The sequence below is a fragment of the Agromyces kandeliae genome, assembly GCF_009674665.1.
GTDB classification, from domain to species: Bacteria; Actinomycetota; Actinomycetes; order Actinomycetales; family Microbacteriaceae; genus Agromyces; species Agromyces kandeliae.
In genome coordinates, this window is record NZ_WKJD01000011.1 from 1 (window position 1) to 24,702 (window position 24,702).

The 24,702-nt window shown below is 73.3% G+C and carries 24 protein-coding genes, 1 tRNA gene and 1 other RNA gene; 14 read left to right on the forward strand and 12 right to left on the reverse strand.

The annotated features are described in order from the left end of the window. Window positions 1-71: 71 nt before the first annotated feature. Genes xdhC through GJR97_RS06740 form a run of 3 tightly spaced genes read right to left on the reverse strand, consistent with a single transcriptional unit; the run spans window position 72 to window position 4,829 of the window. On the reverse strand, window positions 72-905 hold the full coding sequence (xdhC, locus tag GJR97_RS06730) for a xanthine dehydrogenase accessory protein XdhC (protein ID WP_154345754.1): 834 nt from the start codon (window positions 903-905) through the stop codon (window positions 72-74). Between the two features lie 13 nt (window positions 906-918). After that, entirely contained in the window at window positions 919-3,363 is a 2,445-nt protein-coding gene (gene xdhB / locus GJR97_RS06735; protein ID WP_154345755.1) for a xanthine dehydrogenase molybdopterin binding subunit, read from the reverse strand. After that, the gene (locus GJR97_RS06740) at window positions 3,360-4,829 is read right to left on the reverse strand and encodes a xanthine dehydrogenase small subunit (protein ID WP_154345756.1); all 1,470 of its coding nucleotides are present in this window, start codon (window positions 4,827-4,829) and stop codon (window positions 3,360-3,362) included. The genes xdhB and GJR97_RS06740 overlap by 4 nt, the downstream gene beginning before the upstream one ends. A 158-nt stretch (window positions 4,830-4,987) precedes the next feature. Here GJR97_RS06740 and aceB point away from each other — a divergent pair, with 158 nt between their 5' ends. The 11 genes from aceB to menC all read left to right on the forward strand — a co-directional run bounded on the left by aceB (window position 4,988) and on the right by menC (window position 16,898). Further along, entirely contained in the window at window positions 4,988-6,583 is a 1,596-nt protein-coding gene (gene aceB / locus GJR97_RS06745; protein WP_154345757.1) for a malate synthase A, read from the forward strand. Between the two features lie 3 nt (window positions 6,584-6,586). Continuing rightward, entirely contained in the window at window positions 6,587-7,852 is a 1,266-nt protein-coding gene (locus tag GJR97_RS06750; protein WP_324613238.1) for a DUF6986 family protein, read from the forward strand. Next, on the forward strand, window positions 7,849-8,673 hold the full coding sequence (locus GJR97_RS06755; protein WP_154345758.1) for a bifunctional allantoicase/(S)-ureidoglycine aminohydrolase: 825 nt from the start codon (window positions 7,849-7,851) through the stop codon (window positions 8,671-8,673). The genes GJR97_RS06750 and GJR97_RS06755 overlap by 4 nt, the downstream gene beginning before the upstream one ends. An 8-nt stretch (window positions 8,674-8,681) precedes the next feature. Beyond that, window positions 8,682-10,097: an allantoinase AllB gene (gene allB / locus GJR97_RS06760; protein ID WP_154345759.1), complete on the forward strand. Its 1,416-nt coding sequence runs from the start codon at window positions 8,682-8,684 to the stop codon at window positions 10,095-10,097. Continuing rightward, entirely contained in the window at window positions 10,087-10,581 is a 495-nt protein-coding gene (gene uraD / locus GJR97_RS06765; protein ID WP_154345760.1) for a 2-oxo-4-hydroxy-4-carboxy-5-ureidoimidazoline decarboxylase, read from the forward strand. The genes allB and uraD overlap by 11 nt, the downstream gene beginning before the upstream one ends. Further along, entirely contained in the window at window positions 10,578-10,940 is a 363-nt protein-coding gene (uraH, locus tag GJR97_RS06770) for a hydroxyisourate hydrolase (protein ID WP_154345761.1), read from the forward strand. The genes uraD and uraH overlap by 4 nt, the downstream gene beginning before the upstream one ends. Before the next feature lie 2 nt (window positions 10,941-10,942). Next, window positions 10,943-11,842 (forward strand): factor-independent urate hydroxylase, encoded by a 900-nt coding sequence (pucL, locus tag GJR97_RS06775; RefSeq protein WP_154345762.1) that lies wholly within the window; start codon window positions 10,943-10,945, stop codon window positions 11,840-11,842. A gap of 348 nt (window positions 11,843-12,190) precedes the next feature. Further along, the gene (locus GJR97_RS06780; RefSeq protein ID WP_154345763.1) at window positions 12,191-13,150 is read left to right on the forward strand and encodes a type IV toxin-antitoxin system AbiEi family antitoxin domain-containing protein; all 960 of its coding nucleotides are present in this window, start codon (window positions 12,191-12,193) and stop codon (window positions 13,148-13,150) included. A 236-nt stretch (window positions 13,151-13,386) separates the two neighbouring features. Further along, window positions 13,387-14,664, forward strand: coding sequence for a saccharopine dehydrogenase family protein (locus tag GJR97_RS06785; RefSeq protein ID WP_154345764.1), 1,278 nt, complete (start codon window positions 13,387-13,389; stop codon window positions 14,662-14,664). Between the two features lie 78 nt (window positions 14,665-14,742). Beyond that, the gene (locus tag GJR97_RS06790) at window positions 14,743-15,573 is read left to right on the forward strand and encodes a hypothetical protein (protein ID WP_154345765.1); all 831 of its coding nucleotides are present in this window, start codon (window positions 14,743-14,745) and stop codon (window positions 15,571-15,573) included. Then, window positions 15,573-16,898, forward strand: a complete 1,326-nt coding sequence (gene menC / locus GJR97_RS06795) for an o-succinylbenzoate synthase (protein ID WP_154345766.1) — start codon at window positions 15,573-15,575, stop codon at window positions 16,896-16,898. The genes GJR97_RS06790 and menC overlap by 1 nt, the downstream gene beginning before the upstream one ends. A 49-nt stretch (window positions 16,899-16,947) precedes the next feature. Here menC and GJR97_RS06800 read toward each other — a convergent pair whose 3' ends face one another. The 4 genes from GJR97_RS06800 to trxA are packed head-to-tail and all read right to left on the reverse strand — an operon-like array spanning window position 16,948 to window position 19,121. Next, on the reverse strand, window positions 16,948-17,550 hold the full coding sequence (locus GJR97_RS06800) for a hypothetical protein (protein WP_154345767.1): 603 nt from the start codon (window positions 17,548-17,550) through the stop codon (window positions 16,948-16,950). Beyond that, window positions 17,550-18,428 carry an endonuclease/exonuclease/phosphatase family protein gene (locus GJR97_RS06805; protein ID WP_229276062.1) on the reverse strand — a complete coding sequence of 293 codons (879 nt, stop codon included), beginning with the start codon at window positions 18,426-18,428 and terminating at the stop codon, window positions 17,550-17,552. Before GJR97_RS06805 ends, GJR97_RS06800 begins: the two co-directional genes overlap by 1 nt. Window positions 18,429-18,468: 40 nt before the next feature. Continuing rightward, window positions 18,469-18,744 (reverse strand): YgaP family membrane protein, encoded by a 276-nt coding sequence (locus GJR97_RS06810; protein WP_154345768.1) that lies wholly within the window; start codon window positions 18,742-18,744, stop codon window positions 18,469-18,471. Then, window positions 18,741-19,121, reverse strand: coding sequence for a thioredoxin (gene trxA / locus GJR97_RS06815; RefSeq protein ID WP_129235775.1), 381 nt, complete (start codon window positions 19,119-19,121; stop codon window positions 18,741-18,743). The genes GJR97_RS06810 and trxA overlap by 4 nt, the downstream gene beginning before the upstream one ends. A 44-nt stretch (window positions 19,122-19,165) precedes the next feature. Between trxA and GJR97_RS06820 the strand changes: the two genes are divergently transcribed. Beyond that, window positions 19,166-19,591 carry a rhodanese-like domain-containing protein gene (locus GJR97_RS06820; RefSeq protein WP_154345769.1) on the forward strand — a complete coding sequence of 142 codons (426 nt, stop codon included), beginning with the start codon at window positions 19,166-19,168 and terminating at the stop codon, window positions 19,589-19,591. Window positions 19,592-19,604: 13 nt separating this feature from the next. Here GJR97_RS06820 and GJR97_RS06825 read toward each other — a convergent pair whose 3' ends face one another. Next, on the reverse strand, window positions 19,605-20,456 hold the full coding sequence (locus tag GJR97_RS06825; RefSeq protein ID WP_195760631.1) for an aminoglycoside phosphotransferase family protein: 852 nt from the start codon (window positions 20,454-20,456) through the stop codon (window positions 19,605-19,607). 49 nt (window positions 20,457-20,505) lie between these two features. Here GJR97_RS06825 and GJR97_RS06830 point away from each other — a divergent pair, with 49 nt between their 5' ends. Next, entirely contained in the window at window positions 20,506-22,362 is a 1,857-nt protein-coding gene (locus tag GJR97_RS06830) for a helicase HerA-like domain-containing protein (protein WP_154345771.1), read from the forward strand. Next, window positions 22,359-23,000, forward strand: coding sequence for a GNAT family N-acetyltransferase (locus GJR97_RS06835; protein WP_324613239.1), 642 nt, complete (start codon window positions 22,359-22,361; stop codon window positions 22,998-23,000). Before GJR97_RS06830 ends, GJR97_RS06835 begins: the two co-directional genes overlap by 4 nt. Window positions 23,001-23,034: 34 nt before the next feature. Here GJR97_RS06835 and GJR97_RS06840 read toward each other — a convergent pair whose 3' ends face one another. The 4 genes from GJR97_RS06840 to ffs all read right to left on the reverse strand — a co-directional run bounded on the left by GJR97_RS06840 (window position 23,035) and on the right by ffs (window position 24,698). Next, window positions 23,035-23,508, reverse strand: coding sequence for a hypothetical protein (locus GJR97_RS06840; RefSeq protein ID WP_154345772.1), 474 nt, complete (start codon window positions 23,506-23,508; stop codon window positions 23,035-23,037). A 237-nt stretch (window positions 23,509-23,745) separates the two neighbouring features. Then, window positions 23,746-24,324: a hypothetical protein gene (locus GJR97_RS06845; RefSeq protein WP_154345773.1), complete on the reverse strand. Its 579-nt coding sequence runs from the start codon at window positions 24,322-24,324 to the stop codon at window positions 23,746-23,748. Window positions 24,325-24,519: 195 nt separating this feature from the next. Continuing rightward, window positions 24,520-24,604, reverse strand: a tRNA-Ser gene (locus GJR97_RS06850). Continuing rightward, window positions 24,602-24,698: signal recognition particle sRNA small type (ffs, locus tag GJR97_RS06855), an RNA gene on the reverse strand. Before ffs ends, GJR97_RS06850 begins: the two co-directional genes overlap by 3 nt. Window positions 24,699-24,702: the final 4 nt, after the last annotated feature.

Sequence of the window (24,702 nt, forward strand, 5' to 3'; positions counted from 1 at the left end):
GCGAAGGCGAAGGCGAAGGCGAAGGCGAAGGCGAAGGCGAAGGCGAAGGCGAAGGCGAAGGCGCGAGGGCCTCAGCGCGATCGCGCCGCGGCGGCCTGCTCGATGCGCTGCAGCAGTTCGGCGGCGACGCTCACCGCGATCGCGGCCGGCTCCTTCGAGCGGATGCCGTCGATGCCGATGGGTGTCTCGACGCGGGCGAGCGCATCGTCGTCGTGCCCCGCCGACGCGAGCTGCCCGCGGAAGCGCGCCCACTTCGAGCGCGAGCCGATGAGCCCGATCGAGTCGACGCCGGGCGTGCGAAGCGCGGCGTCGACGATCGCCAGGTCCTCCGCGTGGTCGTGCGTCATCACCAGCACGTGCGCGCCCGTCGGCAGCTCGGCGAGGGCCGCCTCCGGCACCGGCAGGTGGTGCACCCGGATGGTGGCGACCGCGTCGGTGAACGGACCGGAGCGGCCGAGCTCGCCCAGGCGGTCCGGCGAGAGCATGGCCTCGCGCGAGTCCACGAGGTCGAGCTCGAGCGGATGCCGCGCGAGGATCCGCGCCAGCTCGAGGCCGACGTGCCCGAGGCCGAAGATCGCGACGGCCGGCACGACCGGCAGGGGTTCGAGCAGCATCGTGACCTCTCCTCCGCAGCACTGCACGCCGTAGTCGACGACGGCCCGGTCGCTCAGCGTCAGCGTGAGCAGCTCGGGCTCCGCCGTGCCCGCCGCGAGCAGCTCGCGGGCGCGGGCGAGCGCGGTCTGCTCGAGGTTGCCGCCGCCCACGGTCCCGGTGACCTCGTCTGCGGCGACGACCATCTTCGCCCCGCCGTTGCGCGGTGCGTGACCGCGCACCATCGCGAGCGTGACGAGCACGGCCGGCGTGCGCGACGCCCGGAGGCGCTGCACGGCGTCGACCCAGTCCATGTGCGGCCGTCCGTCAGCGCTCGGCGGACACGCGCCCGGAGTGCGCGGCCAGGGACGCGGCATCCGTCGCACCGGCGTCGACCGCGACGCGCTCGGCATCCGTCGACCGCTCGGCATCCGTCGACGCGCTCCGGCTCGCCTCCCGTGCCGCCTCGATCGCCCAGAACACCGCCTCCGGCGTCGACGGCGCGGCGAGCTCGACCGAGTGCCCGGGCGGGCCGAAGGCCGCGACGGCCTCGCGGATCGCCTCGCGCACGCTGAAGGCGAGCATGAGCGGCGGCTCGCCGACGGCCTTCGAGCCGTAGATCGCGCCGTCCTCATGCGCGCGCTCGAGGAAGCGCACGTTGAGCTCGTCGGGCAGCTCCGAGAAGCTCGGCAGCTTGTAGGTGCTCGCCGAGGGCGTGAGCAGGCGCCCGCGGCCGGGGCCGTCGGTCTCGTCCCAGCGCAGCTCCTCGAGCGTGAGCCAGCCGACGCCCTGCATGAACCCGCCCTCGACCTGCCCGAGGTCGATGAGGGGCGAGAGCGAGTCGCCGACGTCGTGCACGATGTCGACACGCCGGAGCCGGGTCGCGCCCGTGAAGCCGTCGACCTCGACCTCGCTGGCGGCCACGCCGCAGGCGAAGTACTTGAACGGGGTCCCCGTCATCGTCGCCGGGTCCCAGCCGAGGCCCTCGGTGCGGTAGTAGCCGGCGGCGAAGAGCTGCACGCGCTCGGCGTACGCGGTCGCGGCGAGTTCGCCGAACAGCACGGAGACGGCAGGGTCGCCGCCATGCACGCGGCCGTCCTCGAACCGCACGTCGGCCTCGTCGACGCCCAGCACGTTCGCCGCGACGGGCCGGAGCCGGGAGATGATCTGGTCGCACGCGTCCTTCACGGCCGCGCCGTTGAGGTCGGCGCCCGAAGAGGCCGCGGTCGCCGACGTGTTCGGCACCTTGTCGGTGCGGGTGGGCGCGAGCCGCACCTGCGCGAGCGGGACCCCGAGCGCGGTGGCCGCGACCTGGAGCATCTTCGTGTGCAGCCCCTGGCCGAGCTCGGTGCCGCCGTGGTTCACGAGCACCGAGCCGTCGCGGTAGACGTGCACGAGCGCGCCAGCCTGGTTGTACGCGGTGAACGTGAACGAGATGCCGAACTTCACGGGCGTGATCGCGAGGCCGCGCTTCACGTCGGGGTCGGCGGCGTTCGCGGCGGCGATCTCGTCGCGACGGCGGGCGAACCCGGACTCCTCGAGCACCTGCGACCAGGCGGCTCCGAGCCGCTCGGCGTGCCGCACCTCCATGCCGTACGGCGTCGTCTGCCCCGGCCGGTACAGGTTGCGCTCGCGGAGCACCGCCGGGTCGATGCCGAGGCGAGGCGCGACGCGGCCCAGGATGTCCTCGATCACGAACATGCCCTGCGGGCCGCCGAAGCCGCGGAACGCGGTCTGCGAGGTGACGTTCGTGCGCGCGATGCGCCCGTGCACCTCGATGTCGGGGATCCAGTAGCCGTTGTCGACGTGGCAGAGCGCGCGCCCGAGCACGGGGTCCGAGAGGTCGAGGCTCCAGCCGCCGTTCGAGGTGAGCGTCGCCTCGAGCGCGAGGATCCGGCCGTCGTCGGCGAAGCCCGCCCGCCACGTGGCGTGGAACGGGTGCCGCTTGCCGGTCATCGTCATGTCCTGGGCGCGCGTGAGGCGGAGTCGCACGGGGCGCCCGGTGCGCACGGCGCCGAGGGCCGCGACGGCGGCGAGTCCGTGCGGCTGCATCTCCTTGCCGCCGAAGCCGCCCCCGAGCCGGAGCGACTGCACCGTCACGCGATGGTTCGGCACGCCGAGCACGTGCGCGACGATCTCCTGCGTCTCGCTCGGGTGCTGCGTGCTCGACTCGACGAACACCTGCCCCTCGGAATCGACGTGCGCGAACGACGCGTGCGTCTCGAGGTAGAAGTGCTCCTGGCCGCCGACGACGCTGACGCCCTCGAAGACGTGCGGCGCCGAGGCGAGGGCGGATGCCGCGTCGCCGCGCCGCACGGTCGGCGCGATGCCCTGGAAGGACCCGGCGGCGATCGCCTCCTCGACGGTCACGATCGAGGGCAGTTCCTCGGCGTCGACGGCCACCGCGGCGGCGCCCAGCCGTGCGGCCTCGGCCGTCTCGCCGAGCACCCACGCGAGCGCGTGCCCGTGGTACTGCGCCTCGTCGGGGAACAGCGGCTCGTCGCCCTTCGCGCCGCCGTCGTTGACGCCCGTCACGTCGTCGGCGGTCAGCACGTGCACGACGCCGGGCACCTCGAGCGCCGGCGCGACGTCGAGCCGCACGCGCGCGTGCGCGTGCGCCGAGGTCACCGGCCACGCGGTGAGCACGTCGCGGCGGGTGGCCGTGAGGTCGTCGGTGTACACGGCGGTGCCGGTCGCGTGCAGCCGGGCGCTCTCGTGCGCGATCGGCCTGCCGGCGACCGCGCCGTCGGGACGGTCGGAGAGCTCGCTCATGCGGGCACCCCCTCGCGCGCGGTCCGTCGATGCAGCTGCAGGAGCGACTGCGCGAGCATCGCCGATCGGTACTCGGCGCTCGCCCGGTGGTCCGACATGGGCGTGCCCTCCTCGCCGAGCACGGATGCCGCCTCCCGGACGGCGTCGGCGGTCCATTCGCGTCCGACGAGCGCGGCCTCCGTCGCGCGTGCCCGGATCGGCGTCGCGGCGACGCCGCCGAGTCCGATGCGAGCGGATGCCACGGTGCCGCGCTCCTCGTCGAGGTCGATCGCGAACGCGACGGCGACGCTCGAGATGTCGTCGTAGCGGCGCTTGGCGACCTTGTGGAATGCGGTGAGGCCGGCCGTCGGTCGCGGGATCCGGACGGTGCGGATCAGCTCACCCGGCCGGCGGACGGTCTCGCGGTACCCCGTGAAGTAGTCGGCGAGGTCGACCTCGCGCTCGCCGTCGGGCGAGGCGAGGACGAGCCGTGCCTCGAGTGCGAGCAGCGCGGGCGGCGCGTCGCCGATGGGGGAGGCGGTGCCGAGGTTGCCGCCGAGCGTGGCCCGGTTGCGGATGAGCGGCGACGCGAACTGGGGGAAGAGCGCCGAGAGCAGCGGCACGCGCCCGGCGAGTCGGTGCTCGACCTCGGTGAGGGTGAGCGCGGCACCGAGGTCGATGCCGGCGTCGTCCTCCTCGAACGTGCGCAGCTCGTCGAGCCGCTCGATCGCGACCGTGAGCGGAGCACGGCGGCCGCGGAGGTTCGCCTCGACGCCCCAGTCGGTGCACCCCGCGATCGCGACGGCCTCGGGCTCGACGTGCAGGAGCGCCAGCGCCTCGTCGAGCGACTCGGGCCGCACGAAGCGACCGCCCTCGCCCGCGAGGCGGGTCGCACGGGCAGCGGGTGCCGGCCGCGTGCGTCGCTCGGCCAGCGGGTCGTCGGCCCCGGGCGTCGCCTCGATGCCGAGCGCCGCGTCGCGGATGGGCCGGTATCCCGTGCACCGGCAGAGGTTGCCGCTCAGGGCGTGCAGGTCGAAGCCGTCGTCCGCCGACTGCCCGGACGCAGCGGGGCCCGCCGAGGACGTGGCGCCCGTGGCATCCGCTCCGCCCCGCGCCCGGTAGAACTCGGCCGCCATGCTGCACGCGAAGCCGGGCGTGCAGTACCCGCACTGCGAGCCGCCCGCCTCGGCGAGCGCCGACTGCACCGGATGCATGCGCTCGGGCGTGCCGAGCCCCTCCGCGGTCACGACTTCCTGGCCGTCGAGCGCCGCGGCCGGCGTCAGGCACGCATTCACGGCGGTCCACTGCGTTCCGTCGGCGTCTGCGGGGGTCGCGACGAGCACCGCGCAGGCCCCGCACTCGCCCTCGGCGCAGCCCTCCTTCGCGCCGGTCAGCCCGATCGACCTGAGCCAGTCGAGCGCGGTCGTGTGGGCCGCGATCCCCGAGGCATCTCGCGGCCGGCCGTTGACGGTGACGAAGATGTCCATGTCTGGCTCCCTCTGCTCGGAGTCTACGCCGCGCGCATGCGCCGGCTCCCGTTCCGCGCATGCGTGCGCGATGGTTCCGACCCGTGCGCCTTTGCGCGAAGATGAGGGCGAGGCCTGGAGCACCACCCCGAACGGGCGATGGAGGGAGCGGCAGCCGCATGACCATCGAGATCGTGAGTGCAGATCGAGCCGACGACGACGAGATCCTCACCGGTGAGGCGCTCGCGTTCGTCGAGGAGCTGCACCACCGGTTCGACGCGCGACGGCGCGAACTGCTCGCCGCCCGCGCGGAGCGCCGCCGGCGCATCGCGCGCGGCGAGCCACTGGACTTCCTCGCCGAGACCCGCGACGTGCGCGAATCGGAGTGGCGGGTGCCGCCGCCGCCGGAGGCGCTCGCCGACCGCCGGGTCGAGATCACCGGCCCCGCGATGCCGGCGAAGATGGCGATCAACGCGCTCAACTCGGGTGCCAGGGTCTGGCTCGCCGACCTGGAGGACGCCTCCAGCCCCACGTGGGAGAACGTCGTCGGGAGCGTGCGCAACCTGCGAGACGCCGCGCGCGGCACGCTCGCGTGGACCTCGCCCGAGGGCAAGGAGTACGCGCTCCGCGACGACATCCGCCGGCCGACCGTGGTCACGCGCCCGCGCGGCTGGCACCTGCCCGAGAAGCACGTGCTCGTCGACGGTGAGCGCGCGTCGGGCTCGCTCGTCGACTTCGGGCTGCATCTCCACCACACCGCGCGCCTCCTCATCGAGGGCGGCGCCGGCCCCTTCTACTACCTGCCGAAGCTCGAGGGCCATCTCGAGGCGCGACTCTGGAACGACGTGTTCGCCTTCTCGGAGGAGCGGATGGCGCTGCCGGCCGGCAGCATCCGGGCGACGGTGCTCATCGAGACCATCCCGGCCGCGTTCGAGATGGACGAGATCCTCTACGAGCTCCGCGACCACGCGTCGGGCCTCAACGCCGGCCGCTGGGACTACCTCTTCAGCATCATCAAGGTGTTCCGCGACGCGGGGCCGGAGTTCATCGTGCCCGACCGCGCGTCGGTGTCGATGACCGCGCCGTTCATGCGCGCCTACACCGAGCTGCTCGTGAAGACGTGCCACCGCCGCGGCGCGGTCGCCATGGGCGGCATGGCCGCGTTCGTGCCGAACCGCGCCGACCCCGAGGCCACCGCGGTCGCGTTCGAGAAGGTCCGTGCCGACAAGACCCGCGAGGCGGGCGACGGATTCGACGGCTCGTGGGTCGCGCACCCCGACCTCGTGCCGGTCTGCCGTGAGGTCTTCGACGACGTGCTCGGCGAGCGGCCCAACCAGCTCGACCGGCAGCGGCCGGAGGTCGAGGTCACGGCCGCCGAGCTCCTCGACGTCGCGTCGACCGGCGGCGCGGTCACCGAGGCGGGCCTCCGCACGAACCTCTCGGTCGGCGTGGCGTACACCGCGGCCTGGCTGGCGGGCAGCGGCGCGGTCGCCCTGCACAGCCTGATGGAGGATGCCGCGACCGCCGAGATCTCGCGCTCGCAGGTGTGGCAGCAGCTGCAGCACGACGTGGTGCTCGCCGACACGGGCAGGGCCATGACGCCCGGACTCGTGCGCGAGGTGCTCGACGAGGAGGTGGCGCTGCTCGCCGCGGACGTGCCGCCCGACCGGTTCTCGCAGTACTACGAGCCCGCCGCGCGCCTCGTCGCCGACCTCGTCCTCGCCGACGACTACGTCGACTTCCTCACGCTGCCCGCGTACGAGCTGCTGGCCTGAGCCGTGCGCACCGCGCTCCCCGCCACCGTGAAGGCGTCCATCGACGACCGGCTCGCCGAGACGGACCGCCTGCTCGCGACCGCCTATCCGGGCGACGACGGGTCGCGGCAACCGGTCCACACGGTGTACGTGCGGGGCGACACGGTCACGCCCGACCTGCCATCGGCATGGGGGGACGCGGCGCTCGCAGCGGCCGAGTCGGCCGGGGGACTCGAGGCGCTCGCATTGGACGTCGGGGTCCGACCCGACGTCGCCGCGGCGATCGCGCCGCTCGTCGAGGAGAAGCTCTCCCGCGAGCCGATGGAGGACCTCCGGATCGATTTCGAGGACGGCTACGGCGACCGGGGCGACGATGCCGAGGACGCCGACGTCGTGCGGGCCGCCGAGCACGTCGCGGCCGCGACGGCCGAGGGCACCGCGCCGCCGTTCATCGGCATCCGGTTCAAATCGTTCGAGGCGGCGACACGCGCCCGCGGCATCCGCTCGCTCGACCTGTTCGTGACCGCCCTCGTCGATCGCGGCGGCCTGCCCGACGGCCTCGCCCTCACCCTGCCGAAGGTCTCGACGCTCGCGCAGGTCGAGGCGATGGCGGATGCCGCGACCGCCCTCGAACGCGCGCTCGGGCTGCCCGACGGTCGGCTCCGGTTCGAGGTGCAGGTCGAGACGCCGCAGCTCGTGCTCGGCGCCGATGGCGTCGCCACGGTCGCGCGCATCGCGCATGTCGCCCCGGGGCGCATCGCCGGGCTGCACTTCGGCACCTACGACTACAGCGCGGCGCTCGGCATCGCCGCGCCGCACCAGTCGCTCGAGCACCCGGCCGCAGACCACGCGAAGCAGGTGATGCAGGTCGCCGTCGCCGGCACCGGCATCCGCCTCTCCGACGGCTCGTCGAACGTGCTGCCGATCGGCGACGGCGCGGCCGAGGCGTGGCGCCTCCACGCGCGGCTCGTGCGCCGATCGCTGGAGCGCGGCTTCCCCCAGGGCTGGGACCTGCACCCGGCGCAGCTGCCCACGCGATTCATCGCGACCTACGCGTACTACCGCGACGGCTGGGCGGAGGCCTCCGGGCGGCTTCGGCACGTGCACGACCGCACGGCGGGGGCGGTGCTCGACGAGCCCGCGACGGTGCGCGCGCTCGCGGGCTTCGTGCTCCGCGGCGTGCAGTGCGGGGCGATCACCGCCGGCGAGGCGGCCCGCGACACCGGCCTCGACCTGCAGACGCTCGCGAGGCTCGCGAACCCGAGGCGCACGCACGAGGAGACCCCATGAGCTACTACACCCCGCCCGGCGGGCTGCCCGCGCAGGCCGAGCTGCTCACCGACCGCGCGATCGTGACCGAGGCCTACACGGTCATCCCGAAGGGCGTGCTGCGCGACATCGTGACGAGCAACCTGCCCGGGTTCACCGGCACGAGGTCGTGGATCATCGCCCGTCCGATCGCCGGCTTCGCCACCACGTTCGCCCAGCTCATCGTCGAGATCGAGCCGGGCGGCGGGGCGGTCCGGCCCGAGGCCGAGCCAGGCGTGGAGGCGGTGCTCTTCGTGACGGCGGGCGAGCTCGCGCTCGACCTCGGCGGCGCCCGGCACGCGCTCCGGCCGGGCGGCTACGCGTACATCACGGCAGGGGAGGCCTGGTCGATCGCGAACGAGGGTGACGCGCCGACCTCGTTCCACTGGATCCGCAAGGCGTACGAGCCGGTACCGGGCATCGCCGCGCCCGCATCGTTCGTCACGAGCGACGCCGAGGTCGAGCCGCAGCCGATGCCCGACACCGACGGCGCCTGGGCGACGACCCGCTTCGTCGACCCCGACGACCTCGCGCACGACATGCACGTCAACATCGTCACGTTCGCCCCCGGCGGCAGCATCCCGTTCGCCGAGACGCACGTCATGGAGCACGGGCTCTTCGTGCTCGAGGGCAAGGGCGTGTATCGCCTGAACGGCGACTGGGTCGAGGTCGAGGCGGGCGACTTCATGTGGCTCCGGGCGTTCTGCCCGCAGGCCTGCTATGCGGGCGGTCCGGGACCGTTCCGGTACCTGCTGTACAAGGACGTCAACCGGCAGGTGCGCCTGACCGGTCCGGGGGAGTGAGCGAGCGGATGGCGCGGGCCCACGAACCGTCGAGCGGTGCCGGCGAGGCATCCGCCTCCTTCGACCTCGTGCTCGCAGGCGAGCGGGTGCTCGTCGACGGGGCGTTCGCGCCCGCCGAGATCGGGGTGATCGACGGGCGCATCGCGCGGATCGCCGGGCCGGGTGCCGGACTCCGGGCGGCGCATCGCAGGCGTCTCGCCGACGACGAGGTGCTCGTCCCGGGGCTCGTCGACACGCACGTCCACGTCAACGAGCCCGGCCGCACCGACTGGGAGGGGTTCGAGACCGCCACCCGCGCCGCCGCGGCCGGCGGCGTCACGACGATCGTCGACATGCCGCTGAACAGCATCCCGGCGACGACCTCGGTCGCCGCCCTGACCGTGAAGCGGGCGAGGGCGAGCGGGCGCGTGTTCGTCGACGTCGGGTTCTGGGGCGGCATCGTGCCCGGAAACGAGCCCGACCTGCTGCCGCTCGCCGCGGAGGGCGTGTTCGGGTTCAAGTGCTTCCTCGTCGATTCCGGCGTGCCCGAGTTCCCGCCCGTCTCGGCCGATGAGATGGAGCGGGCGATGGCCGTGGTCGCGGGCGCCGGTTCCGGTGCCGACCCGCTCGTCATCGTGCACGCCGAGGACGCCGCGGTGATCGACGCGGCGCCGCACCCGCACAGCCGCGAGTACGCCGACTTCCTCGCGTCCCGGCCCGATGCCGCCGAGGGAGCGGCGATCGCGGCCGTGATCGAGGCCGCCCGCCGCACGGGGGCGCGCGCACACATCCTGCACCTCAGCTCGGCCGCGTCGCTCGACGCGATCGCCCGCGCGCGGGCCGAGGGCGTGCGGCTCACCGTCGAGACCTGCCCGCACTACCTCGCGCTGACGGCGGAGGAGGTGCCTGCGGGAGCCGCGGCGTTCAAGTGCTGCCCGCCGATCCGCGGGGCCGCGAACCGCGACGCGCTCTGGCGTGCGCTCGAGGAAGGCGTCATCGACACGGTCGTCTCCGACCACTCGCCGGCTCCGGCCGCGGTGAAGTTCGCCGGCGACGGCGACTTCGCCGTCGCGTGGGGCGGCATCGCGTCCCTCCAGCTCGGCCTTGCCGTCGTCTGGACCGAGGCGCGCCGCCGCGGCATCCGCCTCGAACGGGTCGTCGAGTGGATGGCGGCGGCGCCCGCGCGACTCGTCGGCCTCGACGGGAAGGGCGCCATCGTGGAGGGCGCCGACGCCGACCTCGTGGTCGTCGCGCCCGACGAGGCGTTCACCGTGGATGCCGCGGCACTGCGGCACCGGCATCCGATCACGCCCTACGACGGACGCGAGCTGGTCGGCGCGGTCCGCGCGACCTACCTCGCGGGGCGCGAGGTCGACGGCTCGGTCGCCCGCGGCCGACTGCTGCGCGCGGCGCGATCGGAGAACGGAGCGGGCGATGACGCTTGACGCATTCAACGGGGCCGATCGCGACGATGCCCTCGAGCTGCTGCGATCGTGCCTCGACGTGGACCGGTGGTGCGCGGAGCTCGCCGACGGACGACCCTACGCCTCCGTCGACGACCTGCTCGCGCGCGCCGAGACCGCGGCATCGCCGCTCACGCCGGCCGAGGTCGACGGGGCGCTCGCGCACCACCCGCGCATCGGCGAGCGGCCGGCGGGGCCCGGAGCGCAGGCTGCGATGTCGCGGGCGGAACAGGCCGGAGTGGATCCGACCGATGCTGCGGTCGCGGCGGCGCTCGCCGAGGGCAACCGGGCGTACGAGGAGAAGTTCGGCCGGGTCTTCCTGATCCGCGCCGCCGGCCGCTCGTCGCGCGAGATCCTCGACGCGCTCACGATGCGCCTGGGACATACGCCCGACCAGGAGGCGCCCGTCGTCGCCGACCAGCTCCGCCAGATCGCGGTCCTCCGACTGAAGGGACTCCTCGCATGAGCAACCAGGGCACCGCGCCGCAGCGGTCGCGCATCACGACCCACGTGCTCGACGCGACCTCCGGCCGCCCAGCCGAGGGCGTCGCCGTCGAACTCTCCGCGCGAGGGGACGACGGATGGCGCGCGCTCGACGACGCCGTCACCGACGCCGACGGCCGGATCTCGCGCATCGGCCCCGATACGCCGCCGGCGGGCGACTACCGGCTGCGCTTCGACACCGCGGCCTACTTCGCCGCGCTCGGCGTCGAGTCGTTCTACCCCGAGGTGGTGTTGACGTTCCACGTCGCCGACGACGGCCGGCACGTGCACGCGCCACTGCTCCTCAGCCCGTTCGCCTACTCCACCTATCGAGGGAGCTGACCATGTCCGAACCAGCCATCGTGCTCGGCGCGAACCAGTACGGCAAGGCCGAGGTCCGCGTCGTCAAGGTCGCGCGCGAGAGCGCGCGTCACGAGATCGACGACCTGAACGTGACCTCGCAGCTACGCGGCGACTTCGCCGCGGCCCATCTCGTGGGCGACAACGCGCACGTGGTGCCGACCGACACCCAGAAGAACACGATCTACGCGTTCGCTCGCGACGGCATCGGCTCGCCGGAGGCGTTCCTGCTGCGACTGGCCGATCACTTCGTCTCGTCGTTCGAATGGGTCACCGGCGGCCGCTGGGCGGCGGAGCGGTTCGCCTGGCAGCGCATCATGGTCGGCGGCGCCCCGCACGACCACGCGTTCGTGCGGTCGGGTCACGAGGTGCGCACCGCCGTCGTCGTGGCCGACGGCGCCGAACGGCACGTCATCGCCGGGCTCCGGGATCTCACGGTCATGAAGTCCACCGGCTCGGGGTTCGAGGCCTATCCGCACGACCGCTACACCACGCTCCAGGAGACCCACGACCGCATCCTGGCGACGGATGTCTCGGCCCGCTGGCGCTACGCGCGCACCGACGTGGACTTCGACGCGCGGTACGAGAGCGTGCGTGCGCTGCTGCTCGAAGCCTTCGCCGAGGGGTATTCGCCGGGGTTGCAGGCGACGCTCTACGGCATGGGGCGGCGCGTGCTCGAGGAGCACGACGACATCGCGGAGATCCGCTTCTCGATGCCGAACAACCACCACTTCGCGGTCGACCTCTCGCCCTTCGGGCTCGACAACCCGAACGAGGTCTTCTACGCCGCCGACCGGCCGTACGGCCTGATCGAGGCCGCCGTGGTGCGCGAGGGCGTGGCGAGCCCGGCGGCCGCCTGGGAGGGCATCGCCGGCTTCTGCTGACGGATGCCACGGTCGGCCGACGCCGGCGCCGGCGCGCTCCGGCCCGTCCTGGCGCGCCCTCGCCCGGTCCTGGCGCGCCCTCGCCCGCCCGTCGGCCTGCCGCCGCCCGCCGCCCGCCACCCGCCACCCCCAGCCCGCCACCCGCCACGCGTCCGCCATCCGTCGGGAGGAACTTCCGGCCACCGGTCGGCGTGTCGCATGGCGACACGCGGCAGTCCGGTCGAATCCTCCTCCCGTGAGAGCACGACCGTTCGCAACTGCTCCTCCCGAACCCGTCCGTCGGGCCGGCCCTCCCCGGATCCGGCCGGCCGGCCCGGGCTCACGCCTCGGTTTCGCGAGGCTTCCGGCATGCCCGGACTGTTCGACGAGCTCTCCCGGCTCGGCCATGTGGCTCGCGCCAGCACCCTGATCGCCCGCGGCGTCGACCGGAGGCAGATCTCGCGCGCCGTCGCGCGTGGTGCCGTGACTCGCCCCAGGCGCGGATGGCTCGCCGCGCCGTCGGCCGACCGCGAGCAGCTGGCGGCGGTTGCAGCCGGCGCGGCCATCGGCTGCGTCTCGGCCCTGCGAAGGCTCGGGGTCTGGGCCGGCGAGGACGACGTGCTGCACCTGCATGCATCGCCGTCCGCGGGGCACGTCCATCCCGGGGCCCGGCCGGACGGACCGGACGCGGCCGGGGTGTGGCATCCGCTCGCACCGCACCGGAGACGGCCGACCGGAGTCCGCTCCGCGTTGCAGGGCGTTCCGCGGGTCCACTGGGCTGCCGACCCCGCCCCGGAGCGAGCCTTCGACTGGATCGTTTCGCCTGAGGCCGCGCTCGCACGCGCAGCACGATGCCTGCCCGCGGAGCACGCGCGTGCGGCGATCGACTCCGTGCTGCACGAGCGGGTCCTGACGCGACTCGGCGTCGAGGCCGTACTCGACGGCGTGGCGACGACCCGCGTGCTCGTGGACGAGTTCACCGGACGGCTCGAGTCGGGGGTCGAGAGCCTCTTCGTCAGGCGGATCGCCGACGCGGGATTCTCGGTCGTGCCGCAGGTGCGGTTCGCGGGCTTCGGGCGATTCGACGGGCTCATCGACGGCGTGGTCCTCTTCGAGGTCGACGGGCGCGAGCATCACTCCGGTCCGGAGCAGTTCCACCGGGACCGGGATCGGACCTTGGTCGGTCACGCGTTCGGCGTTCCCGTGGTCCGACCGAGTGCTCGGCACGTGCTCGAGGACTGGCCGACCGTGATCGCGGCAGTCACACGCGCAGTGGCGGATGCCACGACGCTCCGCGCTGCGCGCGGCCTGCCGCCGGCGTTCGGCTGATCCGGTGGTCCTTGCCTCATCCCCGTCGTCGTCTTCGCGTCCTGCCGTGGTTCATCGGTGTCCGCCGGACTCGTTCGGGAGGAAGAACGCCGGGACACGCCGTTGCGACGACTGCGACACGCCGCACCTGAACGGGAAGTTCCTCCCGAAGGAGTCGGCAGCTACCGGGGCGACGATGCGCGCCCGAGCAATTATCCAACTGGACAATTGAGTGGATCGCGGCTAGCGTACCCAGCATGCGAATCCTCCTCATCGGTGCGGGGGGCGTGGGCGATGCCATCGCCAAGATCGCCGCCCGCCGCGACTTCTACGAGCTCATCGTCGTGAGCGACTACGACGAGTCCCGCGCCCGCCGCACGGTCGACTGGATCGCCGCGAAGCACGGCCAGGACGTGGCGGCCCGGTTCGCCACCGCACAGGTCGACGCGAGCGATCCCGAGGTCGTGGCATCCGTCGCCCGCGCCCACGGCGCCACCCACGTGATGAACGCCGTCGAGCCGAAGTTCGTGCCCTCGATCTTCCGTGGCGCGCTCGCCGCCGGCGCCGACTACCTCGACATGGCGATGAGCCTGTCGGAACCGCACCCGACCGACCCGTACGCCGAGACCGGCGTGAAGCTCGGCGACGACCAGTTCGCGCAGGCCGACGACTGGGAGACGGCAGGGCGCCTCGCACTCGTGGGCATGGGCGTCGAGCCCGGCCTCTCCGACGTGTTCGCGCGCTACGCGGCCGACCACCTCTTCAGCGAGATCGACGAGCTCGGCACGCGCGACGGCGCGAACCTCGTCGTGCGCGACGAGGCGGGCAACGAGATCTTCGCCCCGTCGTTCTCGATCTGGACCACGATCGAGGAGTGCCTCAACCCGCCCGTCGTGTGGGAGAAGGACCGGGGCTGGTTCACGACCCCGCCGTTCAGCGAGCCCGAGGTGTTCGAGTTCCCCGAGGGCATCGGCCCGGTGGAGTGCGTGAACGTCGAGCACGAGGAGGTCCTCCTCATGCCGCGCTGGGTCGACGCGAAGCGCGTGACCTTCAAGTACGGCCTCGGCGACGAGTTCATCAACGTGCTGAAGACGCTGCACCTGCTCGGTCTCGACGCGACGACGCCGATCCGCGTGCGGAGCGCGAACGGCCCCGTCGAGGTGGCTCCGCGCGACGTCGTGGCCGCGGCGCTGCCCGACCCTGCGACGATCGGCCCGAGGATGACCGGCAAGACCTGCGCGGGCCTCTGGGTGACCGGTCGCGGCACCGACGGCGAGCCGCGCGAGGTGTACCTCTACCACGTGAGCGACAACGAGTGGACGATGCGCGAGTACGAGGCGCAGTGCGTCGTCTGGCAGACCGCGCTCAACCCGGTCGTCGCGCTCGAGCTCCTGGCGACCGGCGTCTGGTCGGGCCGCGGCGTCCTCGGGCCCGAGGCGTTCGACGCGAAGGCGTTCCTCGACCTGATGGCCCGATCCGAGGCCGACGGCGGCTACGGGCAGCCCTGGGGCATGGAGGACCGCCTGGCCCGCTGACGTAGCCGGGGGTGGCCTGCGCGGTCGGCCCTGCCGCGAGCCTGCGGCGGGTCCCCGCGGCGCGGTAGGGTCCGAACCATGACGGATGCCGCGATCCTCGCCCGCGCGCATGGGCTCGCCGACGAGGAGGATCGGCGTGCGGGCGTCGTCACTCGCGAGGCGCGGCCCGACGAACTCGCCGGCGCGCTCGCGCGCTTCGACGCGACCTGGGGCGTCGGCCGCACGGTCGACCTGGCGTCGCTGAAGGCCATCGCGCACGCGGGCAACACCGTGCTCGTCGCGGTTCCCGCACCGACGGGCGGGGATGCCGCGGGCCCGGGCGCCGACTCCGACGCCACCGCCAACCCGCCGCTCGGCGCCGCGCTCGGATTCCTCGGCTGGGACGGCGGCATCCACGTGCACTCGCACATGAACGCCGTCGACCCCGCGGCACGCGGGCGCGGGATCGGCGTCGCCCTGAAGCTCCGCCAACGCGCGATCTGCCTCGACCACGGCGTCGACGAGGTCCGCTGGACCTACGATCCGCTCATCCGCCGCAACGCGCGCATGAACCTCGTTCGTCTCGGCGCGGAGGTCGCGGCGTACCACGCCGACTTCTACGGCGAGCTCCGCGATGCGATCTCCGGCGGCGACCGAAGCGACCGCTTCGAGGTGCGGTGGCGACTGGCGTCACCGCGGGTGGCACGCGCGCTCGAGCGCATGCCGCAGCCGCCATGGCGTGCCGAGGGCGGCCTCCGGCTCGTCGCCGACTTCGAGGCGGTCCGCTCCACGGACCGCGAGACCGCCGGCGCGCTCCGCGCCGCATCCCGCGCCGCGTTCGCCGCGCTCGCCGACGGCCGCCTCCGGCCCGAGCTGGATGCCGCCGGCGACTACGTGTTCACCGCAGACGACCCCGACCGGGAGGCATGATGTCCGAGACCGCCGCATCCACGCGGAGCGCCGAGCGCGCTCCGAGGATCGAGTCCATCGAGCTGCACCGGCTCGAGGTGCCGCTCGTCCGACCGTTCGAGACGTCGTTCGGCCGCGAGGCGGCGCGCGAGGTGCTGCTCGTGCACGTCCGCACCGACCGCGGTGACGGGTGGGGCGAGTGCGTCGCGGGTCGGGACCCGTTCTATTCGGGCGAGTACGTCGACGGCGCGGCATCCGTCATCGAGCGCTACCTCGCGCCCGCGCTGCTGCGCGCCCCCGCGCCGCACCTCGTCGACGACGGGCACGTCAGCGGCGTGCTCATCGAGGACCCCGCGCACGCGACCGGCATCTGGGTCGACGATCGCGAGCAGGGCGTCCCCGCCGCGGGCACGGCGGGCACGGCGGGTGCGAGCAGCGGTGCGGCGGCGTCGATCGCGAGCGTGCCGCTCGCGGCATCCGTCGCCCCGACCCTGTCGTTCGTCGCGGGGCACCGCATGGCGAAGGGCGCACTCGAGGCCGCCGTCCTCGACGCCGAGCTCCGCGCGCAGGGGCGCTCGATGGCCGAGTGCTTCGGCGCGGTGCGCGACTGGGTCGACTGCGGGGTCTCGGTGGGCATCGCGCCGACCCTCGAGGAGCTGCTCGACGAGGTGACCGGCTACCTCGAGGCGGGCTACCGCCGCATCAAGCTGAAGATCAAGCCCGGCTGGGACCTGGTGCCGGTCGCCGCGGTGCGGGAGCTCATCGGCCGCGACGCGATGCTCCAGGTCGACGCGAACACGGCATACACCGCCGACGACATCCCCCTGCTCGCGAGCCTCGACCCGTTCGACCTGCTGCTCATCGAGCAGCCGTTCGCCGAGGAGGACCTGGCGACGCACGTCCGCCTCGCGCAGGCGGCCGAGACCCCCGTGTGCCTCGACGAGTCGATCCTCGACGTCACGACCGCGGTCGACGCGATCGAGCGCGGCGCGACGAGCATCGTGAACATCAAGCCCGGACGCATGGGCGGGTTCCTCGAGGCGCTGCGCGTGCACGACGCGTGCCGTGCGCGCGAGGTCCCGGTGTGGTGCGGCGGGATGCTCGAGACGGGAGTCGGCCGTGCGGCGAACGTCGCGATCGCCGCGCTCCCCGGCTTCGTCCTGCCCGGGGACACCTCGGCGTCGGGCCGCTACTTCGCCGAGGACCTCACGGAACCGTTCGTGCTCGGCTCGGGCGAGCACCGCGGCCAGATGCGCGTGCCGGATGCCGCGGGCACGGGCGTGACGGTGCGTGACGAGCTGGTCCGCGACTGGGCATCCCGTGCGGCGGTGACCATCGGCGCGTGACGGTCGGGGCGGTGCCGTTCCGCGCGAGCGACGCGGGTCGGCCGTCCGCTCACGCCGTGCCGGCCGTCGCCCGCTCCGGCTTGGGCGCCAGCACCGGCAGGGCGAGCCCGCCGAGCGCGGAGCCGACCCCGCCCCACACCAGGTCGCCGATCGTGTCGCGGTAGTCGACGTAGATGTCGTCGTCGATGAAGTTCTTGCCGAACCACTCGAACACCTCCCAGACCACCGCCAGTCCGAGCCCGAACGCCGTGGTGACCAGGACGGCCGCGAGCACCGGCCGGGGGAGACGCTGCGGGTCGGCGATGAGCCTGAGGCGCGCGAACAGCAGGACGGCGATGACGGCGGCGAGGCCGTTCATGAGGAAGTGCATCGGGATGTCCCACCAGCGGACGCTCACGTAGAGGTCGGTCACGCTGCTCCAGACCGAGACGAGCGCGATGACGCCGAAGGCGATGTCGAGCGCAGGCCGGACGTGGAGGAGCCGTGGGATGACCATGGCCGCGGCGACGAACGCGAGGCTGACGAGCCCGAGCGGGCCCCAGCCGATGCCCGCGAGCGGGATGCAGGCGAGCGCGATGAGCCGGAGCACGTCGGCCGCGATCTCGCCCGGGCCCACGGCACGTCGGGTCAGCCCGCTCCAGATGCTCCGCATCAGCCTGCCTCCTCGCGGCCGCCGGCCGCCTCGTCGTTCGACCGGTGCCGGAGCACCGCCTGGACGGGTTCGTGGTCGGATGCCGCGCGCCCTTCGAACCTCGCCGCGTTGATGCCGGCGTGCGTGACCTCGGCGGCGCCACCGACGAGGATCAGGTCGATGCGGCGACCGCCGCGTCGTCGCGGGCCGTAGTTCGAGAACGTGCCCCACTCGGGCGTGAGCTGTTCGACCGTGGCGTCCCATGCGTCGCGGAGGACGCCGTCGCCCGTCAGCCTGCGGTGCACGGCGGACCGTTCATCGGCGTTGAAGTCGCCCGTGACGACGATCGCGGCCTCGGGCTCGTCGAGGTGGGCGGCATGGGCGAGCCCGGCGATCATGAGCGCCGACTGCAGCCGCGAGCGGCGCGAGAGGTGGTCGAGGTGGGTGTTGAAGACGCGCAGGCGCCCCCCGGTCGCTCGGTCGGTGAACTCCGCTGAGACCACGACGCGGCGCGTGAGGTTGCCCCAGGATCGGGAGCCGTGCTCGTTCGGCGTGGCGGAGAGCGCGAGTTGCCGCCAGTCGGTGAGTTCGAGGCGAGCGTCGTCGTAGTAGACGGGGCAGGCCTCGCCGTGCCCGCCGGGATCACGTCCCCTGCCGACCCATCGGTGGCTGCCGCCGAGCGCGTCGGCCACGACCTCGACCTGTTCGTCGAGCGCCTCCTGCACGCCGAGGACCGTGGGTCGCTCGGCCGTCAGGAGGCGGCGCACCAGCGGCTTCCGGGTCGCCCACCGGTCGGGGCTGCCCGGGCGGTTCCGCGGCACGCGTCGCCGGATGTTGAACGACATCACGTGCAGGTCGGGGGCCTCGACCGGTCCGATGAGCGGCTCGTCCGTCATCATGCGCCCAGCGTAACGCCCGGCCCGCACTCGATCGGGTCGTTCAGCCCAGCAGCTGCCGACGTGCCTCGGGGTAGCCGAGCACGTTCGGCTCGGTCTCGACGGCCGAGCGGGAGACCAGGTCGGTGGGGCACCATCCGGTCACCGCGCCGATCGCGAGGAACGTCGCGCAGATGCCTGCGGGGATCGCGCACCAGAGGTTCTCGACGTTGGATGCCGCGAACGCGGCGAGGAACACCGCGATGACGCCGCGGAGCACCCGTTCACCGCGGCTCACCGCGCAGGAGCGCGAGGTGAGCGCGCGGACGACGCGGTTCACGCCTGTGCGGCGGCGGCGGCCTGCTGCTCGGCGAGCTGGCGGCGCACGTCGTCCATGTCGAGCGCCTTGGTGCCCTCGATGACCTGCTCGAGCTGGGCGCCGTTCAGCGCGCCCGGCTGCGCGAAGACGATGATGCCCTCGCGGAACACGACGAGCGTGGGGATCGAGGTGATGCGGAAGCCCGCGGCGAGGGCCTGCTCGGCCTCGGTGTCGACCTTGCCGAAGACGACGTCGGCGTGCTGCTCCGACGCCGACTCGAAGATCGGGGCGAACATGCGGCACGGGCCGCACCATTCCGCCCAGAAGTCGAGGAGCACGATGTCGTTGTCCTTGATCGTCGACTCGATGGTGTCGTGGGTGATGTTCACGGAAGCCATGCCCCGATTCTAGCACGAGATACCCCTGGGGTATTATTCACTCCATGCAGACCACGATCACCCGCTCATCGGGCGCCCCGGCGCCCCGCTCCGCCCCCTCCACCCGCCGCGCTCGCGGCCTGCGCGCCGGCCTGGTCGCCGTCGCCGGCGCGACCGCGCTCGCCCTCGGCGGCTGCGCGTCGCCCGAGCCCATCGAGCTCGGCGCCGACACCGTCGTCGTCGACGTCCGCACCCCCGCCGAGTACGCCGCCGGCCACCTCGACGGTGCCGTCAACCTCGACCTCACCTCGGGGGAGCTCGCCGCAGAGATCCCGGCACTCGACGCCGAGGGCGACTACGTCGTCTACTGCAAGTCGGGCAACCGCTCGGCCCAGGCCGCCTCGCTCATGGAGGACGCCGGCCTCGACGTGACCGACGCCGGTTCGATGCAGCAGGCGGCGGATGCCACGGGGCTGCCGATCGTCCAGTAGGGCGGAGGCCGCCTCAGACGGCGAGTCCCGCGGCCGCCTCTCCGATGCGCTCCGCCGTCGCGGCGCGCTCGGGACGGCCGTCGAGCTCGAACCAGGTGGACGAGAGCGCGCTCCACGCCACGAGCCAGTCGCGGAGGCGCCGGGCCTCGAAGCCCGTCGCCTCCACCGCGACCGCGAACTGACGTGGCAGCCGCCCAGGGACGAGCGCGCGCTCGTGCGACGGGTTGCAGAGCAGGTTGCACACGTCGAACTCGGCATCGCCGAGGAGCCCCTTCGGGTCGATCGCGAGCCAGCCGCGCTCTCCGAAGTCCAGCACGTTGCCGTGGTGCAGGTCGCCGTGCAGCACTGCCGGCTCCCGCCCGTCGTCGAATCGGCGCCGCGCGAGGTCTGCCCCCGCGCGGTGCAGCGGGCCGAGCCGGTCGGCGTGGGCGAAGAGCTGGCCGAACCAGGTCTCGAGCGGGACGAGCGCCGGCGGATCGGGGAGGGCGAGCACGCGGTCGGTCTCGGCGCGCAGGCGGCCGGCGACCGCGCAGAGGATGCGCGTCGCCTCGTCGTCGTCGCCCGCGCGGACCATCGCGACGAGGTCGCCGGGTCCCGTGGCCCGCTCCATCAGCAGGGCGTCGTGGTCGCGCCGGATGACCGGCACGGCACCGCGCCCGTCGAGCGCCGCGAGGAGGGCGGCGCCGCGTGCCTCCTCCGGTTCGTGCGCGATCTTCAGCATCGCCGCGGCGCCGTCCTCGGTGCGGACGGGGATGAGGCGGCTCGTCGTGGTGGTCGCGGCATCGCCGTCCGGCCTGAGCCGCCACCGCCGCAGCCACGCGGCCTCGTCGGCTCTCCCGGGATCGACGGGACCGAGATCGCTCACGAGCCCAGTATCCCGGCGCGACCACAGGTGCGCCGTTAGGATCGGGCCCATGTCGGAGGACGCGGTGAGGCGGGCACAGGAGGCGGCGGACGCCGCGGCGGCAGCGGCGGCGGCGCTGCAGGCGCAGGCCGCGGAGGCGATCCGCAAGGCGGAGGAGGCGGCCGCGCTCGCGAAGGCGGCCGCCGAGGCGGCGTCGGATGCCGAGGCGGCCCCGTCGGACGCGCAGGCCGCTCCCGCGCCTCCGGCTGCGCCCGCGGCATCCGCCACGTCCGCAACCGACGGCCCGCTCGATGCGGACGAGGTCGAGCGCATCCGCGCCGGGTACGCATTCGAGGGGCCGGCGCTCGAGATGGGTGCGCTCGTGAACGGCGACGCGCTTCCCGACGTGCCGGTCCGCATCCCGCTCGCGATGACCAACCGGCACGGCCTGGTCGCCGGCGCGACCGGCACGGGCAAGACCCGCACGCTCCAGCTCCTCGCCGAGCAGCTCTCGGCGGCCGGCGTCGCCGTGTTCGCGGCCGACATCAAGGGCGACCTGTCGGGGGTCGCGACGCCGGGCACGAGCAGCGAGAAGCTCCTGAAGCGCACCGACGGCATCGGGCAGGCGTGGGAGGCGGCGAGCTTCCCGACCGAGTTCTTCTCGCTCGGGGGCGTCGGCCGCGGCGTGCCGATCCGCGCGACCGTCTCCGGCTTCGGACCGCTGCTGCTGGGCAAGGTGCTCGGGCTCAACGAGACGCAGGAGTCCAGCCTGGGGCTCGTCTTCCACTACGCCAACCGGAACGGGCTCGCGCTCCTCGACCTCGACGACCTGCGCGCCGTGCTCGCCTACCTCGTGAGCGACGAGGGCAAGGGCGAGCTGGACGGGCTCGGCGGGCTGTCCAAGGCGACGGTCGGCGTCATCCTGCGTCAGCTGATCACGTTCGCCGACCAGGGTGCAGACGCCTTCTTCGGCGAGCCCGAGATCGACACGGCCGATTTCCTGCGCACCGCCGCCGACGGCCGCGGGGTCGTCAGCCTGCTCGAGGTGCCGGGCGTGGCCGACGAGCCGGCCCTCTACTCGACCTTCCTCATGTGGCTGCTCGCGGACCTCTACGGCGGCCTGCCCGAGGTCGGCGACCTCGACCGGCCCAAGCTGGTGTTCTTCTTCGACGAGGCGCACCTGCTGTTCCGCGACGCGTCGAAGGAGTTCCTCGCGCAGGTCGTGCAGACCGTGCGGCTCATCCGCTCCAAGGGCGTGGGCGTCTTCTTCGTCACGCAGACCCCGAAGGACGTGCCGGGCGACGTGCTCGCCCAGCTCGGCTCGCGCGTCCAGCACCAGCTGCGCGCGTTCACGCCCGACGACGCGAAGGCGCTGCGCGCGACCGTCTCGACGTACCCGAACTCGGGATACGACCTCGAGGAGACCCTCACGGTGCTCGGCACGGGCGAGGCGGTCGTGACCGTCATGAACGAGAAGGGCGCCCCGAGCCCGGTCGCCTGGACGCGCCTGCGCGCGCCCCAGGCGTCGATGTCGCCGAGTGCGGATGCCGCGATCGACGCCTCGGTCGCGGCATCCCCCCTCATGGCCACGTACGGCACCGCGATCGACCGGGAGTCCGCGCACGAGCTGCTGACCACGCGCATGGCGGATGCCGCGGCCGCGGCCGACGCGGCAGAAGCCGCCGAGGCGCAGGCGAAGGCCGATGCCGAGTACGCGAAGATGCAGGCGAAGATCGAGGCCGACCGCGAGAAGGCCGAGAAGAAGGCGCAGGCCGAGTACGACCGGCTCATGAAGCAGACCTCGTCGCGGGCGCGTTCGCGGACCCGGCAGCGATCGGCGCTCGAGGAGGTGCTCGGCTCGAAGAGCACGCAGAAGGTGATCACGCAGGTGCTGACGGGTCTCTTCGGCATGGCGAAGCGCAAGTGAACGGGGCCGGAACCGGCTCGGGGGAGCCGGTCATCCGCCGCTATCGCGCGGCTGATCGGGCCGCCGTCGCGGCGGTGTGCCTGAAGACCGCGGCCTCGGGCGGCGACGCGACGGGCGTGTACTCGGACGACGCGCTCATGCCCGAGGTCTACGCGCTGCCGTACGTCGAGTACGCACCCGACCTCGCGTTCGTCGTCGAGGTCGACGGCCGGGTCGCCGGCTACGTGCTCGGCATCGCCGACACCGAGGAGTTCATCGACTGGTATGCACGCGTCTGGGCGCCGGCGTTCCGCGAGCGGCATCCGGTCGCCGGCCCGCCGACCGCGCATCGACCCGCGTACACCGAGGCGCAGCTGGTCGCCGACGGCGGCGACTCCGAGCGCATGCGGATCCCGGAACTCGACGACTACCCCGCGCACCTGCACATCGACCTGCTGCCCGAGCTGCAGGGCCGCGGACTCGGCCGGCGCCTGATCGACGCGCTCCGGGCGACGCTGGCCGAACGCGGCGTGCGCGCGCTGCACCTCGGGTTCGACGCGGCGAACGTCGGCGCGCGGGCGTTCTACGAGCGCCTCGGATTCCACGAGTTGCCGTCGAGCCGGCCCGGCGCACCGCGCTTCGGGATCTCGACGCGGTGATCGCCGGGACGAGCCGGCCGCAGGCGGCGGCGGCTCAGGCGCGAAGGCCGCGGCCCTCGAACCAGTAGAGCAGGCACGGGTCCGTTGCGCGAAGCTCGGCCAGCGTCACCGGCTCGGTGCGCACGGTCTCCTCGAGGTCGAGGATCTCGGCGATCGCGTCGAGCGACCGATCGTCCCAGAACGTGCCGCGCATGCGGAACAGGCAGCGACCGGCGGCATCGACGACGAACAACTGCTGCACCGTCTCGAGCGTGTCGCCCCGGTAGGTCTCGATGCGCAGGACGCCGGCCATCTCGCGACGCGCGACGCTGTGGATGCGACCGAGGAACCCGCGTTCGACGATGCCGTGCGGACTCACCACGACCTCCGTGCGCTGGTAGCCGATGTACGCGGCGACGCCGAGCGCCGCGAGGGCGACGACGACCGCGGCGGTGAGGCCGACCGCGGCGCTCCCGAGCGGGGAGACGAGCCAGGCGACGGTGAGCAGTACGGGCACCAGCAGGGCCATCACCGGAAGCCCGACGGCCCTCGTCAGGGAGCGACGGGGTCTCAGGGTGATCACCCTGAGACCCCCGCCCCCTGCCCGGCCGGTGCGGGAGTCCCCTGCGTCCCCGTATCCCGTTCTCACCGTTGCCACTGACATCGGGATCCATGTTGCGCCGATGCGAGGGCGCGCGCCATTCGGCATTAAGGGGGACTTGCGCCCGGCACCTCGGTCGTACTCATGCGAGCAGCGACGACCGCATCACCCCAGGATCGGGAGGACGGCTGCGCAGAAGTCGTCCGTACGTCCGGTCGATTCCTTCACGAGGCCGAGGAAGTCGATGAACTGGTCGTCGGACGGGTCCTCCGGCGTGCCGTTGTGGTCGATGAGGAGTTCGTACCGCACCTGGCCGGGGTTGCGCGCGATCGCCGTGCCCGACTCGTCGGAGACCGTGGTGTTGCCCGTTGCGAGGACGAGGATCGTCAGTGTCCCGTCGCCGTTGTCGGTGATCGCGAGGTCCTTGTCGACCAGCCGCGTGAGCTCCGTGACGCTGTCCCCCGCGACGTTCGTGTAGACGACCGTCTCCCAGACGTTCGCGGTCCAGTAGGGCGCGGTGCCGGGCTTGCGGCTGTTGAACAGGAAGCGCACCTCCTGGGTCGCCTCGACCTCGACGGCGATTCCCGCGTCGCAGAAGTTCTCGTCGGTGAACGAGAACCCGTCGACGAAGGTGCCGCGTTCAAGCGGGCGTGCCGTTGCGGGCGGCGCGGCGACGACCGTGGCGGCGAACGCGACGGCGGCCGCAGCGGCCAGGATGCCGCGACGATGGATCGATCCGGACATGGTTCCCCCCTCCCGCGCGACGAGCGGCTGAGTCGCTCCGGCGCGGTTCGTTCCGGGTCGGGCACATCATGACGGATCCTCATGTCGGCGGCGACACCCGTTCGGGGGAGAACTGCGGAATTCTCGGATCGGCGCCGGACCTGTCCCGAGACGAAGATGAGCGCCGCGCCCCACGGGCGCGGCGCTCATCCGATGCGGAGGATGGGGGATTCGAACCCCCGAGGGCTTTCACCCAACACGCTTTCCAAGCGTGCGCCATAGGCCACTAGGCGAATCCTCCTGGGACCCCTCACGCACCCGCCAGAGCCCGGTTACCCTTGCTGCGTTTCCGCCCTGGGGGAGTTGGCCTGGATGGCGCCACGTGAGGAGCCTCGGACA

Coding starts and splice junctions, on each gene's coding strand:
- menC (WP_154345766.1), top strand. CDS start 15,573: ATGTCCGAGACCGCCGCATCCACGCGGAGCGCCGAGCGCGCTCCGAGG.
- GJR97_RS06845 (WP_154345773.1), bottom strand. CDS start 24,324: ATGTCCGGATCGATCCATCGTCGCGGCATCCTGGCCGCTGCGGCCGCC.
- GJR97_RS06800 (WP_154345767.1), bottom strand. CDS start 17,550: ATGCGGAGCATCTGGAGCGGGCTGACCCGACGTGCCGTGGGCCCGGGC.
- xdhC (WP_154345754.1), bottom strand. CDS start 905: ATGGACTGGGTCGACGCCGTGCAGCGCCTCCGGGCGTCGCGCACGCCG.
- GJR97_RS06740 (WP_154345756.1), bottom strand. CDS start 4,829: ATGGACATCTTCGTCACCGTCAACGGCCGGCCGCGAGATGCCTCGGGG.
- GJR97_RS06830 (WP_154345771.1), top strand. CDS start 20,506: ATGTCGGAGGACGCGGTGAGGCGGGCACAGGAGGCGGCGGACGCCGCG.
- pucL (WP_154345762.1), top strand. CDS start 10,943: ATGTCCGAACCAGCCATCGTGCTCGGCGCGAACCAGTACGGCAAGGCC.
- GJR97_RS06820 (WP_154345769.1), top strand. CDS start 19,166: ATGCAGACCACGATCACCCGCTCATCGGGCGCCCCGGCGCCCCGCTCC.
- GJR97_RS06840 (WP_154345772.1), bottom strand. CDS start 23,508: ATGGCCCTGCTGGTGCCCGTACTGCTCACCGTCGCCTGGCTCGTCTCC.
- uraH (WP_154345761.1), top strand. CDS start 10,578: ATGAGCAACCAGGGCACCGCGCCGCAGCGGTCGCGCATCACGACCCAC.
- GJR97_RS06755 (WP_154345758.1), top strand. CDS start 7,849: ATGAGCTACTACACCCCGCCCGGCGGGCTGCCCGCGCAGGCCGAGCTG.
- aceB (WP_154345757.1), top strand. CDS start 4,988: ATGACCATCGAGATCGTGAGTGCAGATCGAGCCGACGACGACGAGATC.
- GJR97_RS06805 (WP_229276062.1), bottom strand. CDS start 18,428: ATGATGACGGACGAGCCGCTCATCGGACCGGTCGAGGCCCCCGACCTG.
- GJR97_RS06785 (WP_154345764.1), top strand. CDS start 13,387: ATGCGAATCCTCCTCATCGGTGCGGGGGGCGTGGGCGATGCCATCGCC.
- GJR97_RS06790 (WP_154345765.1), top strand. CDS start 14,743: ATGACGGATGCCGCGATCCTCGCCCGCGCGCATGGGCTCGCCGACGAG.
- xdhB (WP_154345755.1), bottom strand. CDS start 3,363: ATGAGCGAGCTCTCCGACCGTCCCGACGGCGCGGTCGCCGGCAGGCCG.
- allB (WP_154345759.1), top strand. CDS start 8,682: ATGGCGCGGGCCCACGAACCGTCGAGCGGTGCCGGCGAGGCATCCGCC.
- GJR97_RS06780 (WP_154345763.1), top strand. CDS start 12,191: ATGCCCGGACTGTTCGACGAGCTCTCCCGGCTCGGCCATGTGGCTCGC.
- trxA (WP_129235775.1), bottom strand. CDS start 19,121: ATGGCTTCCGTGAACATCACCCACGACACCATCGAGTCGACGATCAAG.
- uraD (WP_154345760.1), top strand. CDS start 10,087: ATGACGCTTGACGCATTCAACGGGGCCGATCGCGACGATGCCCTCGAG.